At 59.5% G+C, this 15,017-nt stretch carries 7 protein-coding genes and 2 pseudogenes; 1 reads left to right on the top strand and 8 read right to left on the bottom strand.

Going from position 1 to position 15,017, the window contains the following annotated elements; all coding sequences use genetic code 11:
• The 6 genes and pseudogenes from T370_RS0118225 to T370_RS0118200 form a co-directional block, all read right to left on the bottom strand.
• Positions 1–763, bottom strand: a pseudogene (locus T370_RS0118225) (VWA domain-containing protein); the annotation flags it as partial.
• A gap of 69 nt (positions 764–832) precedes the next feature.
• Positions 833–1,396 (bottom strand): hypothetical protein, encoded by a 564-nt coding sequence (locus T370_RS0118220; RefSeq protein WP_029436598.1) that lies wholly within the window; start codon positions 1,394–1,396, stop codon positions 833–835.
• A gap of 1,221 nt (positions 1,397–2,617) precedes the next feature.
• On the bottom strand, positions 2,618–4,036 hold the full coding sequence (locus T370_RS0118215; RefSeq protein ID WP_029436597.1) for an outer membrane homotrimeric porin: 1,419 nt from the start codon (positions 4,034–4,036) through the stop codon (positions 2,618–2,620).
• Positions 4,037–4,167: 131 nt separating this feature from the next.
• Positions 4,168–5,538 carry a sodium/glutamate symporter gene (locus T370_RS0118210; RefSeq protein WP_005023816.1) on the bottom strand — a complete coding sequence of 457 codons (1,371 nt, stop codon included), beginning with the start codon at positions 5,536–5,538 and terminating at the stop codon, positions 4,168–4,170.
• 113 nt (positions 5,539–5,651) lie between these two features.
• Entirely contained in the window at positions 5,652–7,298 is a 1,647-nt protein-coding gene (locus tag T370_RS0118205; RefSeq protein WP_016360969.1) for an amidohydrolase, read from the bottom strand.
• A gap of 16 nt (positions 7,299–7,314) precedes the next feature.
• Positions 7,315–8,550, bottom strand: coding sequence for an MFS transporter (locus T370_RS0118200; protein ID WP_029436596.1), 1,236 nt, complete (start codon positions 8,548–8,550; stop codon positions 7,315–7,317).
• A gap of 259 nt (positions 8,551–8,809) precedes the next feature.
• On the opposite strand from T370_RS0118200, the pseudogene T370_RS26200 reads away from it, so the two are divergent.
• Positions 8,810–11,563 (top strand): annotated as a pseudogene (locus tag T370_RS26200) (sigma-54 interaction domain-containing protein); the annotation flags it as partial.
• A gap of 429 nt (positions 11,564–11,992) precedes the next feature.
• Here the strand turns inward: T370_RS26200 and recQ are convergent.
• Positions 11,993–13,825 carry a DNA helicase RecQ gene (gene recQ / locus T370_RS24585; RefSeq protein WP_081847596.1) on the bottom strand — a complete coding sequence of 611 codons (1,833 nt, stop codon included), beginning with the start codon at positions 13,823–13,825 and terminating at the stop codon, positions 11,993–11,995.
• Between the two features lie 89 nt (positions 13,826–13,914).
• Positions 13,915–14,676 (bottom strand): HAD family hydrolase, encoded by a 762-nt coding sequence (locus T370_RS0118180; protein WP_029436593.1) that lies wholly within the window; start codon positions 14,674–14,676, stop codon positions 13,915–13,917.
• Between the last annotated feature and the right edge of the window lie 341 nt (positions 14,677–15,017).

Genomic DNA, 15,017 nt, shown 5'->3' with positions numbered 1-15,017 from the left:
TGCCGTGCGCGCCGCCGGGCACGGACACCGCGGCGTCCGCCGTCACTTCAACGCCGTTGTGGTACAGCTTGCCGTTTTCCACCTTCAATTCGGTGCCGCCGATGGTCACCGTGGCGTCCGCGCCGTGCAGCTGCATGTGGAACGAGCCGTCCGTCGCGGCTCCGAAGGGCTGTGTGGCCGACGTCTCGTGCTGCGAGCCCTTGCCGGGGATGTTGCCTTCGTCCGTGGTCACCACGCTCGAGCCGCCCGAAGGGGCGTCGTTGAACAGCGGGCGTTCGGGCACTATCACTTCTTCAACGACAGTCTCCTCTTCCTCCACGCCTCTGTTGCCGTAAGCTTCTAATTCACGATCAGGTTCAGCAGCGCGGTTCAAGCCGAGATCAAGGCCGCCAAGACGTTCGACCCCATCCATAAGGGAAGCGTCCGTGTACTCGTGGAATCGGCCGCCGTCGGCGTTTGAAGCCGCTACCGCCGGACCTGCCGCGGGCATCAGATCGGGTTCGTTAAGGGCTGCAAAAAACTCGGATCCGGAAACGGACGTTCCATCCACGATGAAGTCCGGGATGCTGTCCTTGGAGAAAGTCGTGTAAAAATCAGTAAGGGTAATCCGGCTTCCGTCTTCAAAGGAAAGAAGCAGATCATTGCCTTCCTTGGAAAGAACCACACTGTCCGAAGGAAAATCGAACGCGATGTGGTCAAATTTTTCGCTAGGGATAACCTGATTAGCTCCATTCGCAGGATGTCTGAGAGTAAGGTCTGCCATCATATGCTCCGAATACTGTTAAGTGGATGAAAAAATATCGTTTGGCGAACACCGCGGAACGTTCGCCTCTCATGCCGGACTGAGTATCGACTTCTTGTCCATCACCATGATGGCGCCTTCCTTGTGCCTCATTTCGACAGCGCCTTTGGGCAGGCCGTTCAAAGAGTACGAAAGGAACCATCCATTATCTTTCGTGAAACCAAAAAGTTTATTACTATCAACCCAAAGGCCGAGGCAGGCTTTCAGGTCACCGGGGGCGGCTATCGGCAGAGGCGTGTCAATGAACACATCAATCCCTGAAACGGAAGCAACGCCTTCCCGTCCGTGTTTCAACAGTACGTCCAACACCCCTTTTCCGATGAGAAACGTGAACTGCCCGTTGCCGTCTATGAAATAATCCGTGGGATCATACTGAATGATTTCTAAAGGGATATCGCCTTCGTCCAGAGGCGCCTCTTCCGCAAACGCACAAAAAAGGGGCACATCATATTCTTCCTCCGGCCATGTGCAGGACTCAAGAGAGTGCTCTCCCTGCGCAACGGATCCGCACATGGCATGTAAATTCTCTTGAACGGTGCCTTCATGAAAGGGACATGCTTCCCGCCTCGATGCCGCATCGTCTTTCCGCAACATGGAAACTCCCAAGAGAAGATGGACTAGAAAAATCTGTCCGCCGTGCTTCCAAGATTTCCTGAAAAAACAAAACGCCCCGTGCCGAAACGATGTTTCGGCACGGGGCGTTCTTATCCTGATCGATAGAAGACAATGGGCCCAGAAAAATCAAGCAGAGAGAGAGAGAGAGAGAGAGAGAGAGAGAGAGAGAGAGAGCATAAAAAAACCTGCCGATCCAATGGGTTACTGTGTGCTTCATATAGAAAACACACGTCTGCACACCAACTTACTCAGTTGCATGCAGCTCCCCAATAAATGGCAGGGAACTTAGGGGATTCATTACTGGAATCCCCATAAAATTATTGTTTAACAGATAACGCTATCACGCTATAGTGTCAAGCTTTTCTAGAACTATAGCATTTTCTATATATTATAAAGAGATAGTTCATCGCGGTATAGAGAACATAAAAAGATTTCCTCAAAAATACCTATGGCCCGCGTGTATTACCTCTTTTGTTTGTAAGATTTTTTTGTAATCAAAACAAATTATTATGATATATTTTATCCAGCAGCATCAAAATACAAACCCAATATGAAAGCGGCTCCGCCCGCTATAGGTTTCAAAGCGGAGAACACACCCCCTCCACTTAGGGCACGGGGCCGCCCCACGGGATATCCCTCCAAAAACATAACCCCCCTGCCGACGACGGGGGAACGTCCTCGGCAGGGGGCCGGATAGGCAGGGGCCAAGAGGATCTGCCGCCGTGCTCATCAGCGGCATGAAGAACCCCGGCCTTTCCGGAAATCTGATGTACACAAAAGGCTGTATCGCGTTCCGCCGTTTTTCGGCACAGGTGAAACTATCCCGGCATCAAAGGGAATGCCCCTCTCAAGCATTTCCACCTTGAAATTTTGTGCCTGCAAAAACTGCGAACTGGGATTCGTAACCACAAAAATTTTGAGGAGAAAGAGTGGCACGAGCACGTTGGCAATTCTGGGGAGGGTAGAAACGTGGGGTGTTCCCCTCTCTTCTCTAGAAAGTTTCCCCTCCCCCATGCCTCTATAGTCTTTTCAAACACATCCAAACCGTCTCCGGAGGAAACCCGCCGGAAAGCGGAGTGGCCTCTGGGCGGGCTTCCCTCCCGGGGACGCGTCCGATTGGGGAACAGAGCCGGATATCAGCCTGCCAAGACGTCCGTACGGCCCTGCCCCCCTTCCAGAAAACCGGGATTTCCCGCTTTCCTAGAACTTGTAGCCGATGCTGAAGGTGCCCTTGAAGTTGTTTTCCTTCGCTTCGTAGCCCACGCCCTTCCACAGATCCTTATCCAGATCGAGGCGGATGTAGCCGAGTTCCACGAACAGGGAGAGGTTCTTGTACAGCTTGTATTCCGTGTCGAAGTTCACTTCCACGGCCTTGTCGCCCGTGGTCAGGTACATCATGCTGTCCTGGGTGTGCTGGGGGTTCGAGATCATCTTGTTGCGGACCATTTCCTTGTTGTTCGTGCCCTGATAGTACACGACGCGCAGGACGTGGGAGAGGTCTTCCATGAACGAGATGTCCTTCACACGAGCCATCACGGCCCATGTGCCGGAAATGCCGTAACCAAGCGTCTGAGCCGCGCCGCCGTAGTTCGTGCCGTCGAAGCCGTAGGAGGTCACGTACACGTCGGGGTCGATGGAGGGCAGACGTTCGGAACCGTTGTAAGGGTTGGCGTCGTCGCCCGAGGAATACCAGAACAGCAGGCCGGGGGTGCAGGATTCCAGCTTGTATTCGGCGAGGAACGCGGCGTACCAGCCGGAGCGCTTCACGTCGAAGTTCTTGTCCTTGTATTTGCTGGTTCCCATATCCACGCTGCCGTAGGCGGCGTCGAGGGCAAAGCGGAAAGGCTCAAAATAGGTCACGTCCGCGGCGATGCCGCCGTACCAGATGCTGCCGTGATCCTTGTCGGAGGAAGCGGCTATGGCCGCGTCGCCGCCGAGAGGCAACATGCCGGGCATGGCGATGCCGGTCATGTCAGGGCCGCTGCCCTTGAAACTGTCCTGCCCGATGATGCCGCCCATGCCCCACGGGGTTACCTTCACGCCGTCAAAGGTCAGCGGCACGGTCAGGCCGATGAAATCCAGCGCGTCGTGGGCGTCGTGCTTCGTCATTTCGGGATCATTGTCGTTCGCGGCGCGCAGCCAGAACAGGTTCGTACCCACGTTTTCAGTGAACTGGTTGCTGATGGTGATGCCCGCGCCGTCAGCGTCGAGGATCGGGGAACCGATGCCGGTAAAGTTCGGCAGCGTATACTTCTGGAGGCCCATGCGAACCTTGACGTCGGTCTGCGGGACAACCCAGTCCACATAGCTGTAACGGACCTTCACTTCCTTGCCGTCCGTGCCAAGGGCCGCGCCCTGAGCGGACTTGCCCCAGTTCTGGTGGCCGATTTCGAAGAACATCACGCCCTTCAGGGATTCCGAAGCGATCACGTCGATCTGGGTACGCAGACGGCTGGCCGCCCGCAATTTGTCATCGCCGTTGTGTTTTTCGAAATTACGGTCAGCGAACGATACACGGTGCTGCCACAAGCCCGAAACCTTGAAATCGACCGCCTGAGCGGCGGAGGTTGCGCCAAGAATCAGGCCAGCGGCGAGAATCAGGGTTACAATGCGCTTCATACGTTCCTTCCTTCCGTTAGAGGGTTAAGACCGGACAACTCCGGCCGTTGTTTGCCGTTATGGGAAAAGCGCCGTGAGGCGCACATTCGCTTTGGGAAGGGGGCGGCCCTCCCCAGGCCGCCCCGGATGCCTTAGAAGGCGGGCTTTCTGATCATCTTGAGGAAGTACATGACGATGGGGGTCACGACCGTCACGGCTACGAATATCCACAACATGGGGAAGCCTTCCACTGGGACGAACGGCATTGACCATGATATCGGCTTAAAGAGGATGGTGGCGAACACGTTCATGAGGCCCACTTCAACGGCAACCGGAGTATCGAATTCGGGGTCGACGATGCGGAGCAGAAGCAGGCCGGAGGCCGCCGTTCCGGTGCAGTAGCCGAACAGGGTCAGGCCGCGTTCGAAGCCGTGTTCAGGGGAACGGCGGCCAAACCACAGGCAGATGAACAGGGTGGCGATGGTACCGAGCACGACAGCAATGAGGAACGGCATGGCCACTTCCTGGAGCTGGCGGACCTGAATGCCCATGAACACGGCGCAGATCATGAAGTCCACGGTGGCGCCGGTCAGGCGGCGGGTCGTCTCGCCGTCGAGGAGGTGGATGAGGTCGAACTTGGCCATCAGCTTACGGGCGATCATGGCGAAGAACATACCCCACGCGAAGATCATGCCGATGCCGAGGCCGTTGATGCCCTTGGGCATCGTGCACAGCCACCACACGCCGAAGGCATAGGCGAGGGCGTACAGAGTGGCCATGATTGCGAGGTGGAAGGCCACGCTGTCAATGTTGGCGGGGTGGGTCGTGGAGCGGGCGCAGGTGGGGTTGTCGCCCTTGTCCATGAGGCCGCGCAGGAAGCATTGGGGAAGCTTTCCGCCTTCGATGGAAACCCAGCCCTTCTTGATGCCGTAGAAGGCCAGCGGCACGCCCACAAGGCCCGCGACAAGGAAGCCGACGGCGGCGAAGGCAAGCCCCACGTTCAGCGAGTTGCTGATCTTATACGTGGTTTCCCAAATGCTGGCGTACGCCTGCGTCTGGCCGGGGCCCTGCGTAAAGCCGGCGCCGAGCAGATAGCCGTTGCCGGTGAAAAAATCGCCGCCGAAGAGCAGCTTCCACACATCGAACGTCCCCTTGCCGACCATCGCCTGCACCGAGAAGAGCAGCCCGAAGATGAGCGCGATCCACAACGCGCCTCGGGCCACGACCTTACCGCTGGTGCCGCTCTTGGCCTGCAAAAGCCCAATGCCCACAAAACCGAAGGCAAACAGGTGGAAGGTGATCGTGCTGAACGTCACCGGGGTGATCGTCTTCCAGCCGGTGGAGCTGGGGATGCCGAGCCAGCCCGCGTTCAGGACGAAAAACCCGATGATGCCGCCGATAAGCGAGGCGGGGAAGAGAAAGGTCTGGAAAAACTTTACCTTTGCGCGGATGATTGTGCCGATCAGGAGAAAGAGGCCAGTCCAACCGAGTGCGCCCAGATAAGGATAAAATGTGCTTTCCATACTCGTTCCTTGCTTTTGTTACAGTATACCCGTCAGGGTTTGCGTTTTATGGAAACGCCGGAGCGGAGGGGAGGAAGGGTTGCCCGCCACCCCGGCGGCGAGGGAGGAGCGTTTTAATCCAGCGAGCCGTAGACGACTTCGTCGCCCACGATGGTCGCCGAAATCCCGATATCCTTGATGGTTTCCTTGGCAACCGTCAGAGGATTGGCTTCGAGGATCACGAAGTCGGCCAGCTTGCCGGGTTCAAGGCTGCCCTTGATGCGTTCTTCGCAAGCCTGATAGGCGGCCCACGAGGTCACGCTGCGCAGCGCATCCATGACCGGGATGGTCTGGTTTTCGCCGAGGATGCGCCCGCCGCTGGTGCGCCTGTTGACGGCGGACCAGACGGAAAGCAGAGGATCGATGGGAGTCACGAACGTGTCGTTGTGGTTGCTGAACGGGATACCGCGCTTCAGGGCGCTGCGGAGCGGGCTGATGCGTTCGGCGCGGTCCTGGCCGAGGAACATTTCATAATGGCGGTCGCCCCAGAAATAGGTGTGGACCACAAAGAACGAGGGCACCACGCCAAGCCGCTTGATGCGGTCGAGCTGATCCTCGCGCACGGTCTGGCAGTGGATGACGATGTGCCGGGCGTCGGCGCGGGGATAGCGCTTCTGCGCCTCTTCGTAGGCGTTGAGGATCATCTGGATGGCGTCGTCGCCGTTGCCGTGGATGGCGAGCTGCCAGCCCTGCCGGTGCAGGCCCACGACCTTTTCGATGAACTGCTGTTCCGGTTCCATAGGATAGCCGCGCCACATGGGGCCGTCGGGCAGATCATAGATGACCTTGTGGTACGGATTGCTCAGGTAGCCGGTGTAGCACTGGAGGCTGCCGTCCGCGAGGAGCTTCGCCGCGCCGAGGCTGATCTTGCCGTCGGCGGTGAGCTGCGTACCGGAAACGTGCGTGTTGAACGTGTTGATGTCCATGCGCGACACGCCGGGCAGGATCTGCACGCGGTTGCGGAGCAGCCCGAGTTCGTGCGCCCGCTTCAGCGCGCCCCAGTCGCCCGTGGCGGTGAAGCCGTCCTGCGCCGTGGTCACGCCCTTCGCCGTATACGCGGCGCAAGCGGCTTTGATGCCTTCCATCCAGTCGGCTTCCGTGGGAGCGGGGATATGGCGGAACACGGGTTCGCGTGCCGGGGGTTCTTCCAGCACGCCGTTGGGGTTGCCGTGCTCGTCGCGGCGGATCACCCCGCCCACCGGGTCGGGGGTATCCTTCGTATAATTGGCCTTCGCCAGCGCGAGGCCGTTGCAGGCGGAGAGGTGGCCGGACACGTGGCGCAGGAGCACGGGATGCTCTGGGGCGACTTCATCAATGTCCGAGGCCAGCGGGTGGCGCTTGTCCTCAAGGCCGGTGTCGTCGTAACCAAAACCGAGAATCCATTCGCCCTTCGGGGTTTCTGCGGCCTTCGCGCGGATCAGTCCCTTGATCTCGGCGATGTTCTTCACGCCGCCCACCGGGGGCGAGGAAAGATCGAGCTGCGTGGCCGCCATGAGGCCGGCGGAGACGAAGTGGCTGTGCCCGTCGATGAAACCGGGGAGCATGGTCCGCCCGCGCAAATCCGTAACCACCGTATGCGGATCGGCAAGAGCCATGATTTCCGCGTCGGAGCCGACGGCGAGGATGGTTTCCCCGCGTACCGCGAGCGCCTGCGCCTGACTCCCTCCAGAATCCATAGTCAGGATGGTCCCGTTGCGATATACGTGTGTTGCAGATGCCATCTGAAAGTCTCCTCTCTCAGTTACAAGTTGAAAACACGTTTCCTTCCGCCGCCTCATGTTCCCGGATGGTCGACGTCGCGGCAAAAGCCGCCAGCAACAGGATGACCATCCCCATATATGCCATGTTGTAGTTGCCCGTGAGGCTGTGGGAGAGCCCGACAGCGGCGTAACCGAGGGACTTCACAGCCACGAACAGGGAAATGTACTTATAGACGTGGGGAAACTGCTTCTTCCCGTAGAGATAGGCGACCACGGAGGGGAATACCGTCCAGATGCCGCCCATGCACACGCCGTACCCCACCACGAACAGGATGACGTTGAACAAGGTATGGGGCAGGAAGATGCAGGCCAACGACAACGTATTGCACAGGAACAACAGCTTCGTGGCGAACAGCGGAGTGGTGCGGTCACAGACCCAGCCCCATGCGTACTTGCCCACGGCCCCGAGCAGCGCGGTCAGGCACATGAACCCCATCGCCACATACGAACTCATGCCGGTATCCACAAAGCGGGGCTTGAGCTGGCTGAGCACGCCCCCCACGGCCATCAGGCCGATGCCGAACGATACGCCGATGATCCACATCTGGCGGCTGGCCACCAGCTCCCGCCAATTCATGGGAATCACCTTTTCCTCTTCCCGTGCCGCTGCGAAAGGGTTCGCCGCCACGCCGTCGACGGTCAGGCCGATATCTTCGGGCGTATTGCGGATAATCCGCCAGCAAAGGGGAAAAAGCAGGAAGGCGAGGCCACCGAGTATCGAAAACGCCCATGAAACGCCCAGCGTATCCACCAGTACGAGGGCCACGAACGGCAGGAACGCCCCGGACAGGGAAGTCCCCATGTTGACCAGCCCGAAAGCACGGCCCCGGTAGGCGGCGAACCAGCGGTTCATAAGCATGGTGGCGACCACCCCGCCGCAGATCTGCCCGCACACCCATACGATGGCGAACAGCGCCGCGAACAACCGAATGTCGTCAACGTAGCCGAGCCCGACATAGCTCAGCCCGCCGATGAAAGCCCCGAGCGTCATCAGAAGCCGGATGCTTATCTTGTTTGTGAGCATAATCCCTATCGGCATACTCAACGTCATCATGGCCGATGCGAAAGTCATGCTCAGACCGATCCCGGCCCGACTCCAACCGTGCAGTTCGACCAAGGGTTCGATAAAGGCGTTCATGGTATAGAACACGCTTCCCTGAAGGAGCAGATTCCCGCAGGAACCTATGGTCGCCAACTTCCATCCGTAGAACACGAGGAGCCTCCTCAACGAGTGATGCCTTATGAAGAGCAAGCTCCATGCCATGTTACGGAAAAAAGATTTTACTAGTGAAAAAATAGACTTGTTGGCATTCGACACGGGAAAGGGCAGGAAAGCGTTTGTCCAGATTCTGGACTTGTCCAGTTTTTAGACTTGTTTTGTCCAAAATTTATAATGGACAATGCCTGATGCCATTGACGCACCGTAGGCGGCACGCTACTTTGAGACAAATTTCCGCAGGGGGAGCGCGGGTATGCAAGAATCAACATCTCTCTTGATTCTCTGGCTTTTGTCGTCTCTGAAACAGGAACGCTCGACGCTGTGCCTCATCCAGATGCTCGAATGTCCCGCCGCGCAGGCGGAAATAGCCCTGCACAGAGTGACCGCCGACGGCCTCGCGGAACAGCGGGACGAAACATGGAACCTGACGCAAGCCGGGGCCGACCATTTGAGGGAGGCTTTGCCGGCCCTCCTGTTCCGCGACACGGGCTCGCCGCTCGAAGAACTCATCTCCGCCTGCGAATCCAAAATGCCGGAAACGGCCTGCGAGATATGCACGAAGCGTATGCGCGTCCTGCGGCGCAGAGCCGACACGGCCGGAAGTGCCGGATATCTCGAGCTGCTCCTCAATCAGCTCGCGCAGTGGCAAAACCGCAGGCTCACCGCCCCGGAAGCCCGTTCCTTCGTCCATTATGCCTTTGCCGCCCACGACGCCTCCCTCTATTATATGAAGAACGCGGCCCGCTCCTCCGCCTTCATGAAAAAGGCCGCCGAATACGCCGCCTCCGCAGGGGATAAACGTACCCTCGTGCTCATCCGGTTCGCGCAGGCTTCCGCCACGTTCTTCACGGGCACCATCCATTTCGAACGGGCCCATGAAACGTTCCACTCCGCCATGGAGCTGCTCAAGACGCTGGACGACAAGGAGCTGTATACCCGGATCACGCCCTTCCTCATCCTGATGCACTTCATCCGGGGGAACTTCCAGCAGGCGCTCGAATGCTACGAAATGCTCCAAAAGAGCACCCATAAGCCCGTACTGCCCCTCTTCGAATCGCAGCTCGTGCTCCAGGCGGCATCCTCAGCCGCCTACTCCGGCCACTTCGCCCACGCCCTCGGCATGATCAAATCCGCCATCAGCACGGCGGAACTGGAAGGGAACATCATGTCCGCCCAGATCTTCCGCCAGCACCTCGGCGTCCTCTACGCCTACATGCGCCGCGAGGATGACGCCCTGGAAACCCTCCAGACCGTCGTCTCCCGTTCGACGATGGCCGCCAACCCCAAGCTGATGCTCCGGGCTTTCGCCGCCATCGCGCTCTGCTATTCCCGCATGGGCCGGGCCGAAATGTCCTATAACCTGCTCTCCGATACCCTGCGGCAAGCCGAGCGCCACCCTTCCTTCTCCCTGTCCTACAACTACCTCTGGATCCTCGAACTCGCGGTGTTCTATGCCGAACACGGCTTCCCGCCCCTGCCCGGCATCGATCTCGATACCCTGTTCCGCGAGGCCGAGATCAGCCCGAGCCCCATGATGAGGGGGCACGCACTGCGGCTGAAGGCGATCCTCCTCCGCAAAAAATCGCCGCAGGACGCGCTTGACCTGCTCGACAAAAGCCTTGAAATCCTCAAAGATGCCAACATGCCCATCGAGTATGGGTTCACCGAACGGCGGCGCTCCGAGCTCCTGAATACCCTCGGGCGCGAAGCCGAAGCCGAGGCCGCCGAGGAAACCTCCCTCATGCTCCTCAGCCGTATCGGGCTGGGCAGGAAACGTTCCCCGTGGCCTTCTCCGGAGCAGAAAGAAGCGTCCTTCGATGTCTGCTGCCGCGAAGTCGGCTCGATCCATGAATGGGAAACTCTTGAAGAATATTGCTACCAGCTCGCGGCCTGCCTGCGTAAGGTCTTCCGCGCCGAACGCACAGCCCTTTTCAGTATGGACGGTGAAACCCTGCTCTGCCGCGGCTCCTGTAACCTCTCCGGCTCTGAAATCGCCTCCGGGATGTTCGTGACGAGCCGCGATCTGATCCGGGAACGCATCCGTGAGGAAGCCCCTTTCTCGGCCCAGCAGAACGGGCTGGATCTCCTCTGCCTGCCTTTCCGGCTTCCCGACGGGAACCCGTGGCTGCTCTATGCGGACAGTTCCGCGCACTCCAGCCGGATGCTCCATTGCGCCCAAGAGGATCTGAGCCGCGTCGGGCTCCTCTGCGCTTCGGAACTCAAAAATGTCCTCCGCCTGCTCGAAGCCCGCAACATGCGCGCCGAAGTGCGGCAGATCCATGCCGTCACCAAGATGGCGCAGGAGGAACGGCTCGAGCTGTGGGGCAAGAGCCTTTCATTCCGCATGTGCCTTGAACGCGCCAAAGTCGTCTCCGCCACGGACGCCGCCGTGCTCCTGCTCGGGGAAACGGGCGTGGGCAAGGAGGTCATGGCCAACTACGTGCACCGGCACAGCGGCTGCAAAGGGCCGTTCGTCGCCGTACACCCGGCCTCGGTTTCCGAGCATCTCTTCGAAAACGAGTTCTTCGGGCATGAAAAAGGCGCCTTCACAGGCGCCACGGGACAGAAGATCGGCTTTTTTGAACTGGCGGACAACGGCACGCTGTTCATCGACGAAGTGGGCGATATCCCCATGAACATGCAGATCAAACTCTTGCGCGTGCTGCAGGAGCACCGCTTCATGCGCGTGGGCGGGACCAAGGAGATCCATTCCTCCTTCCGGCTCATCGCCGCCACCAACCGTGACCTGCCCCGCGCCGTGCGTGAGGGGACCTTCCGCGAGGACCTTTATTACCGCATCTCGGTCATCCCCGTGACCATCCCGCCGCTGCGCGAACGCCTTGAGGACCTGGAAGAACTCATCATGGCGTTCACCGACCATTTCTCCCGTCGCTACGGCAAAAAGCTCCCCTATCCGGATGAGGAAACCTTGCGCCGCCTCTCCGAGTATCAGTGGCCGGGCAATATCCGGGAACTGCGCAACGCAGTGGAACGCGCCGTCATCTTGTACACGGGCGGCCCCTTTGATCTAGCTGTCGGAGGGCAGCACGAAGCACGGGATCACTGCCAACGCGCTGAAACCTCCCTCTATGCGGACACCCCCACTCTCCTGGAACTCCAAAAGCGGTACATCCAATATATCCTCAACAAAACCGGAGGGCGCATCAGCGGCGAAAACGGCGCAGAAAAACTGCTCGGTATGAAGCGATCCACATTGTACCTCAAGCTTCGGCAGTACGGTATCAAGCCAGGAGAGAGAGAGAGAGAGAGAGAGAGAGAGAGAGAGAGAGAGAGAGAGAGAAAACAACGCGGGTATAGCGGAGAAAAAAACGAACGCGTACCGGGAAGCCCCCCTCCTGCCGTCGCAAAACGCTTCCGTGGAAGCGTTTTGCCGATGCCTTCGGGTATATCCAGAACAGATGGGCTTCGAAATGATCTAGTTTTCAGAAATGTACCGAGCGATCACGGCAAGGAAGGCGTCGCCGTATTGCGCCAGCTTCCTTTCCCCGACCCCGGCGATGCCGAGCATGGCCTCGCGGCTGGCCGGCTTTCCCGCCGCCATTTCCCGCAGGGCGCGGTCATGGAACACCACATACGGCGGCACCTGCGCGGCTTCCGCCAGCCTGCGGCGTTCCGCGCGCAAGAGCTGGAACAGCGTATCATCCACATCCATGTCCTGTGACGCTCCGTCGCGCTCCGCCCGGTTTCGGCGGGCGCGCGTTTCCACGATCCGCAGGGCACGGAACGGAGCCCCCCGCAGCGTCTCCCATCCGGTTTCGGTAACGCGCAGATATGGATACTCTTCACCTTCTATGGCAGCCAGCCCCTGACGGGTCAGGGCATCGATCAGATACTTCCAGAAACGGCGTGTCCGATCCTTGCCCACGCCGTAGGTGGGCAGATGCTGAAAGCCGGTTTCCCGGATGCGGCGGTTATCCGCACCCATCAAGATGTCCATGATGAGCACCCGCCCGAAGCGGCACCCGCTCCGCACCATTGCGGAGAGCGCTTTCTGCGCCTCAATGGTGTAATCTTCCTCCTGTATCTCCCCGGTGCATACGTCGCATCCGCCGCAATTGGGTTCCTCGAAATCTTCCCCGAAATACGACAGCAACGCCTTGCGGCGGCACTGGTTGCGTTCCGCATACTCCAGCATGGCGTAGGCGTGCTTTTCCGCAATACTCCTCTGCTCTTCGTCCTCCGTCTGACGCGCGAAATAGAGCAGCTGCGCCATATCCGCCGCGCTGTAAAGCAACAGACAGTGCGCGGGATCGCCATCACGTCCGGCCCGGCCCGTTTCCTGATAATAGCCCTCCACGTTTTTCGGCAAATCAAGGTGTGCCACAAAACGCACGTCGGGCTTGTCGATGCCCATGCCGAAAGCCACCGTCGCCACCACGACGGGGCATTCGTCCCGCCGGAAGGCCTCCTGCACGCGCATACGCTCCGCATCGGGCAAGCCTGCATGGTAGGCTTCGGCCTTCACGCCTTTTTTCTGAAGGAATGCTGCGGTCTCTTCGACTTTTCGGCGCGTGGACCGGTAGACGATGCCCGATTCCCCCTCATGGCCGCCGAGAAACGAAAGCAGCTGGGCATGAGGTTCCTCTTTGGGCAGGACATGATAGAACAGGTTCGGACGGTCGAACGAAGCCCGGATCAGCCGGGGCTCCCGCAGGCCGAGCCGGGAAAGGATGTCTCGCTCCACCTCGGGCGTGGCCGTAGCCGTGAACGCCGCCACCGGGCATTGGGGGAACCGCTCGACAAGCCCGGAAAGCGCCAGATAATCCGGGCGGAAATCATGTCCCCATTGGGAAATGCAGTGCGCCTCGTCGACGGCGAAGAAAGAGACCGGCCATGAGGCCAGCGCGTCCCAGAAGCCGGGCGCGCTCAGGCGTTCGGGCGAAATGTACAGCAAGTCCAGTTCACCGGAGGCCAGCGCCTCCCGCACGGCCCTGTGCTCGCCGGGGGACAACGAACTGTTGAGCGCGGCGGCCCGCAGCCCGTTGGCGCAGGCGGCATCCACCTGATCCTTCATCAGCGAAATCAACGGGCTGATCACCACGCACACGCCATCCATCAAATGTGATGGCAGCTGAAAGCACAGGCTTTTCCCTCCGCCCGTGGGCATGATGGAGAGCGAATCATGTCCGCCGAGAATCCCCTTTACGATCTCAATCTGATGCGGGCGGAACGCCGTATAGCCGAACACCCGGGCCAGTGCCCCGTGCAGTTCGGCATCGCTCCATCTTCCTGCTCCGCCCTGTTCCATCATGCCTCTCCTTGTGATCATCACAAAAACTTTCCATCAATCTTAATTCAATAAAGAAAACGTGTCGGTCAGGCTACCCCCGATCCCCCCTACACCCGTTCCCTCAACATCTGGCCGACGCTCAAAAAGACAGAGGACGCGGCGTCCCGAACCTCCGGCGCGGCATTGGCCACGGCGTGGCCGTTGAAATGGCGGATCATGGGAAGGTCGTTCATATCGTCGCCGATGACGAGCACTTCCTTGGCTTCGCCCCAGCGCCGCAGCTCGAGCAGGTGCGTCATGCCCGCGGCCTTGCTCACGTCCGGGGCGGTGATGTCGATACAGATATTGCTGAAATGCACGCCCGCATTCTCGCCGCAACCTTCCGTAAAAGCTTCTGACCACGCCGCCGATTCGCCGGGCTCGGCGTAGGCGAGGCTGATCTGATGCAGGCCGGGCATGTGCAGAGCCTCAACGGGAGAAAGCCGGGGGAGCACATGCTCTTTAAGGATCCAATAGTCCGTCTTGCCCGCGTGGGTGAAAATGGCAGTTCCCGCGAAGAACGCGCACTGTGAGCTTGCCCGCATACCCGGATGATCCATGATTTCAGCGCGCACCGGCTCGGGCAGAACCGCACAATACACGTCCTGCGCCTGCTCGTCGCAGATCATCGCACCGTTATTGCAGATCAAAAAGTCGTAAGGGATGCTGAACCGCTTCACATCGCGCAACAGTGTGTTCCGGCCTCGGCCCGTCACGATCCCGAAAGCGTTCCCCGAACGCCTCCAGTCCGCTATGGCCTCAAGGTCCGCTTCGCTCACCACACCATCGCGGAACAGGGTTCCGTCAAAATCGCAGGCCGCTATCTTCATGCCGCTTCCTCCTCGTCTACCTCTATAGCCGAACCCCATCCCGCGCAACCCCAGGGGCTCCGCCCCTGGAATCCTGGCAGAGGCGCTGCCTCCGCACTCCGCAAGGCGCGAGCCGCGCTGACAGGGGCGAGCCGCCCCTTGACCCGGCGGCGCGTTTGCTTCGGCGGCAAGACGCCGAAGCAAACGCTTGATGGGGTAATGGAGGTTACGGGGATATCCCTCTTTTGTACGGCGCAAAGGAATTCTTTCAAAACCAAGCCGGAACGGACTCCCTGCGCGCCGCCTCCCCACCAGTCGAAAGTCTTGGGAAGGTGGGAGGTGGGGGTCCGGGGGAGGAGGGA

Origin of the sequence: Bilophila wadsworthia ATCC 49260, assembly GCF_000701705.1 — a bacterium.
Taxonomy (GTDB): domain Bacteria; phylum Desulfobacterota; class Desulfovibrionia; order Desulfovibrionales; family Desulfovibrionaceae; genus Bilophila; species Bilophila wadsworthia.
This window is presented reverse-complemented; position numbering and strand designations above follow the sequence as displayed.

Coding starts and splice junctions, on each gene's coding strand:
- T370_RS0118220 (WP_029436598.1), bottom strand. CDS start 1,396: ATGTTGCGGAAAGACGATGCGGCATCGAGGCGGGAAGCATGTCCCTTT.
- T370_RS0118215 (WP_029436597.1), bottom strand. CDS start 4,036: ATGAAGCGCATTGTAACCCTGATTCTCGCCGCTGGCCTGATTCTTGGC.
- T370_RS0118210 (WP_005023816.1), bottom strand. CDS start 5,538: ATGGAAAGCACATTTTATCCTTATCTGGGCGCACTCGGTTGGACTGGC.
- T370_RS0118205 (WP_016360969.1), bottom strand. CDS start 7,298: ATGGCATCTGCAACACACGTATATCGCAACGGGACCATCCTGACTATG.
- recQ (WP_081847596.1), bottom strand. CDS start 13,825: ATGGAACAGGGCGGAGCAGGAAGATGGAGCGATGCCGAACTGCACGGG.
- T370_RS0118180 (WP_029436593.1), bottom strand. CDS start 14,676: ATGAAGATAGCGGCCTGCGATTTTGACGGAACCCTGTTCCGCGATGGT.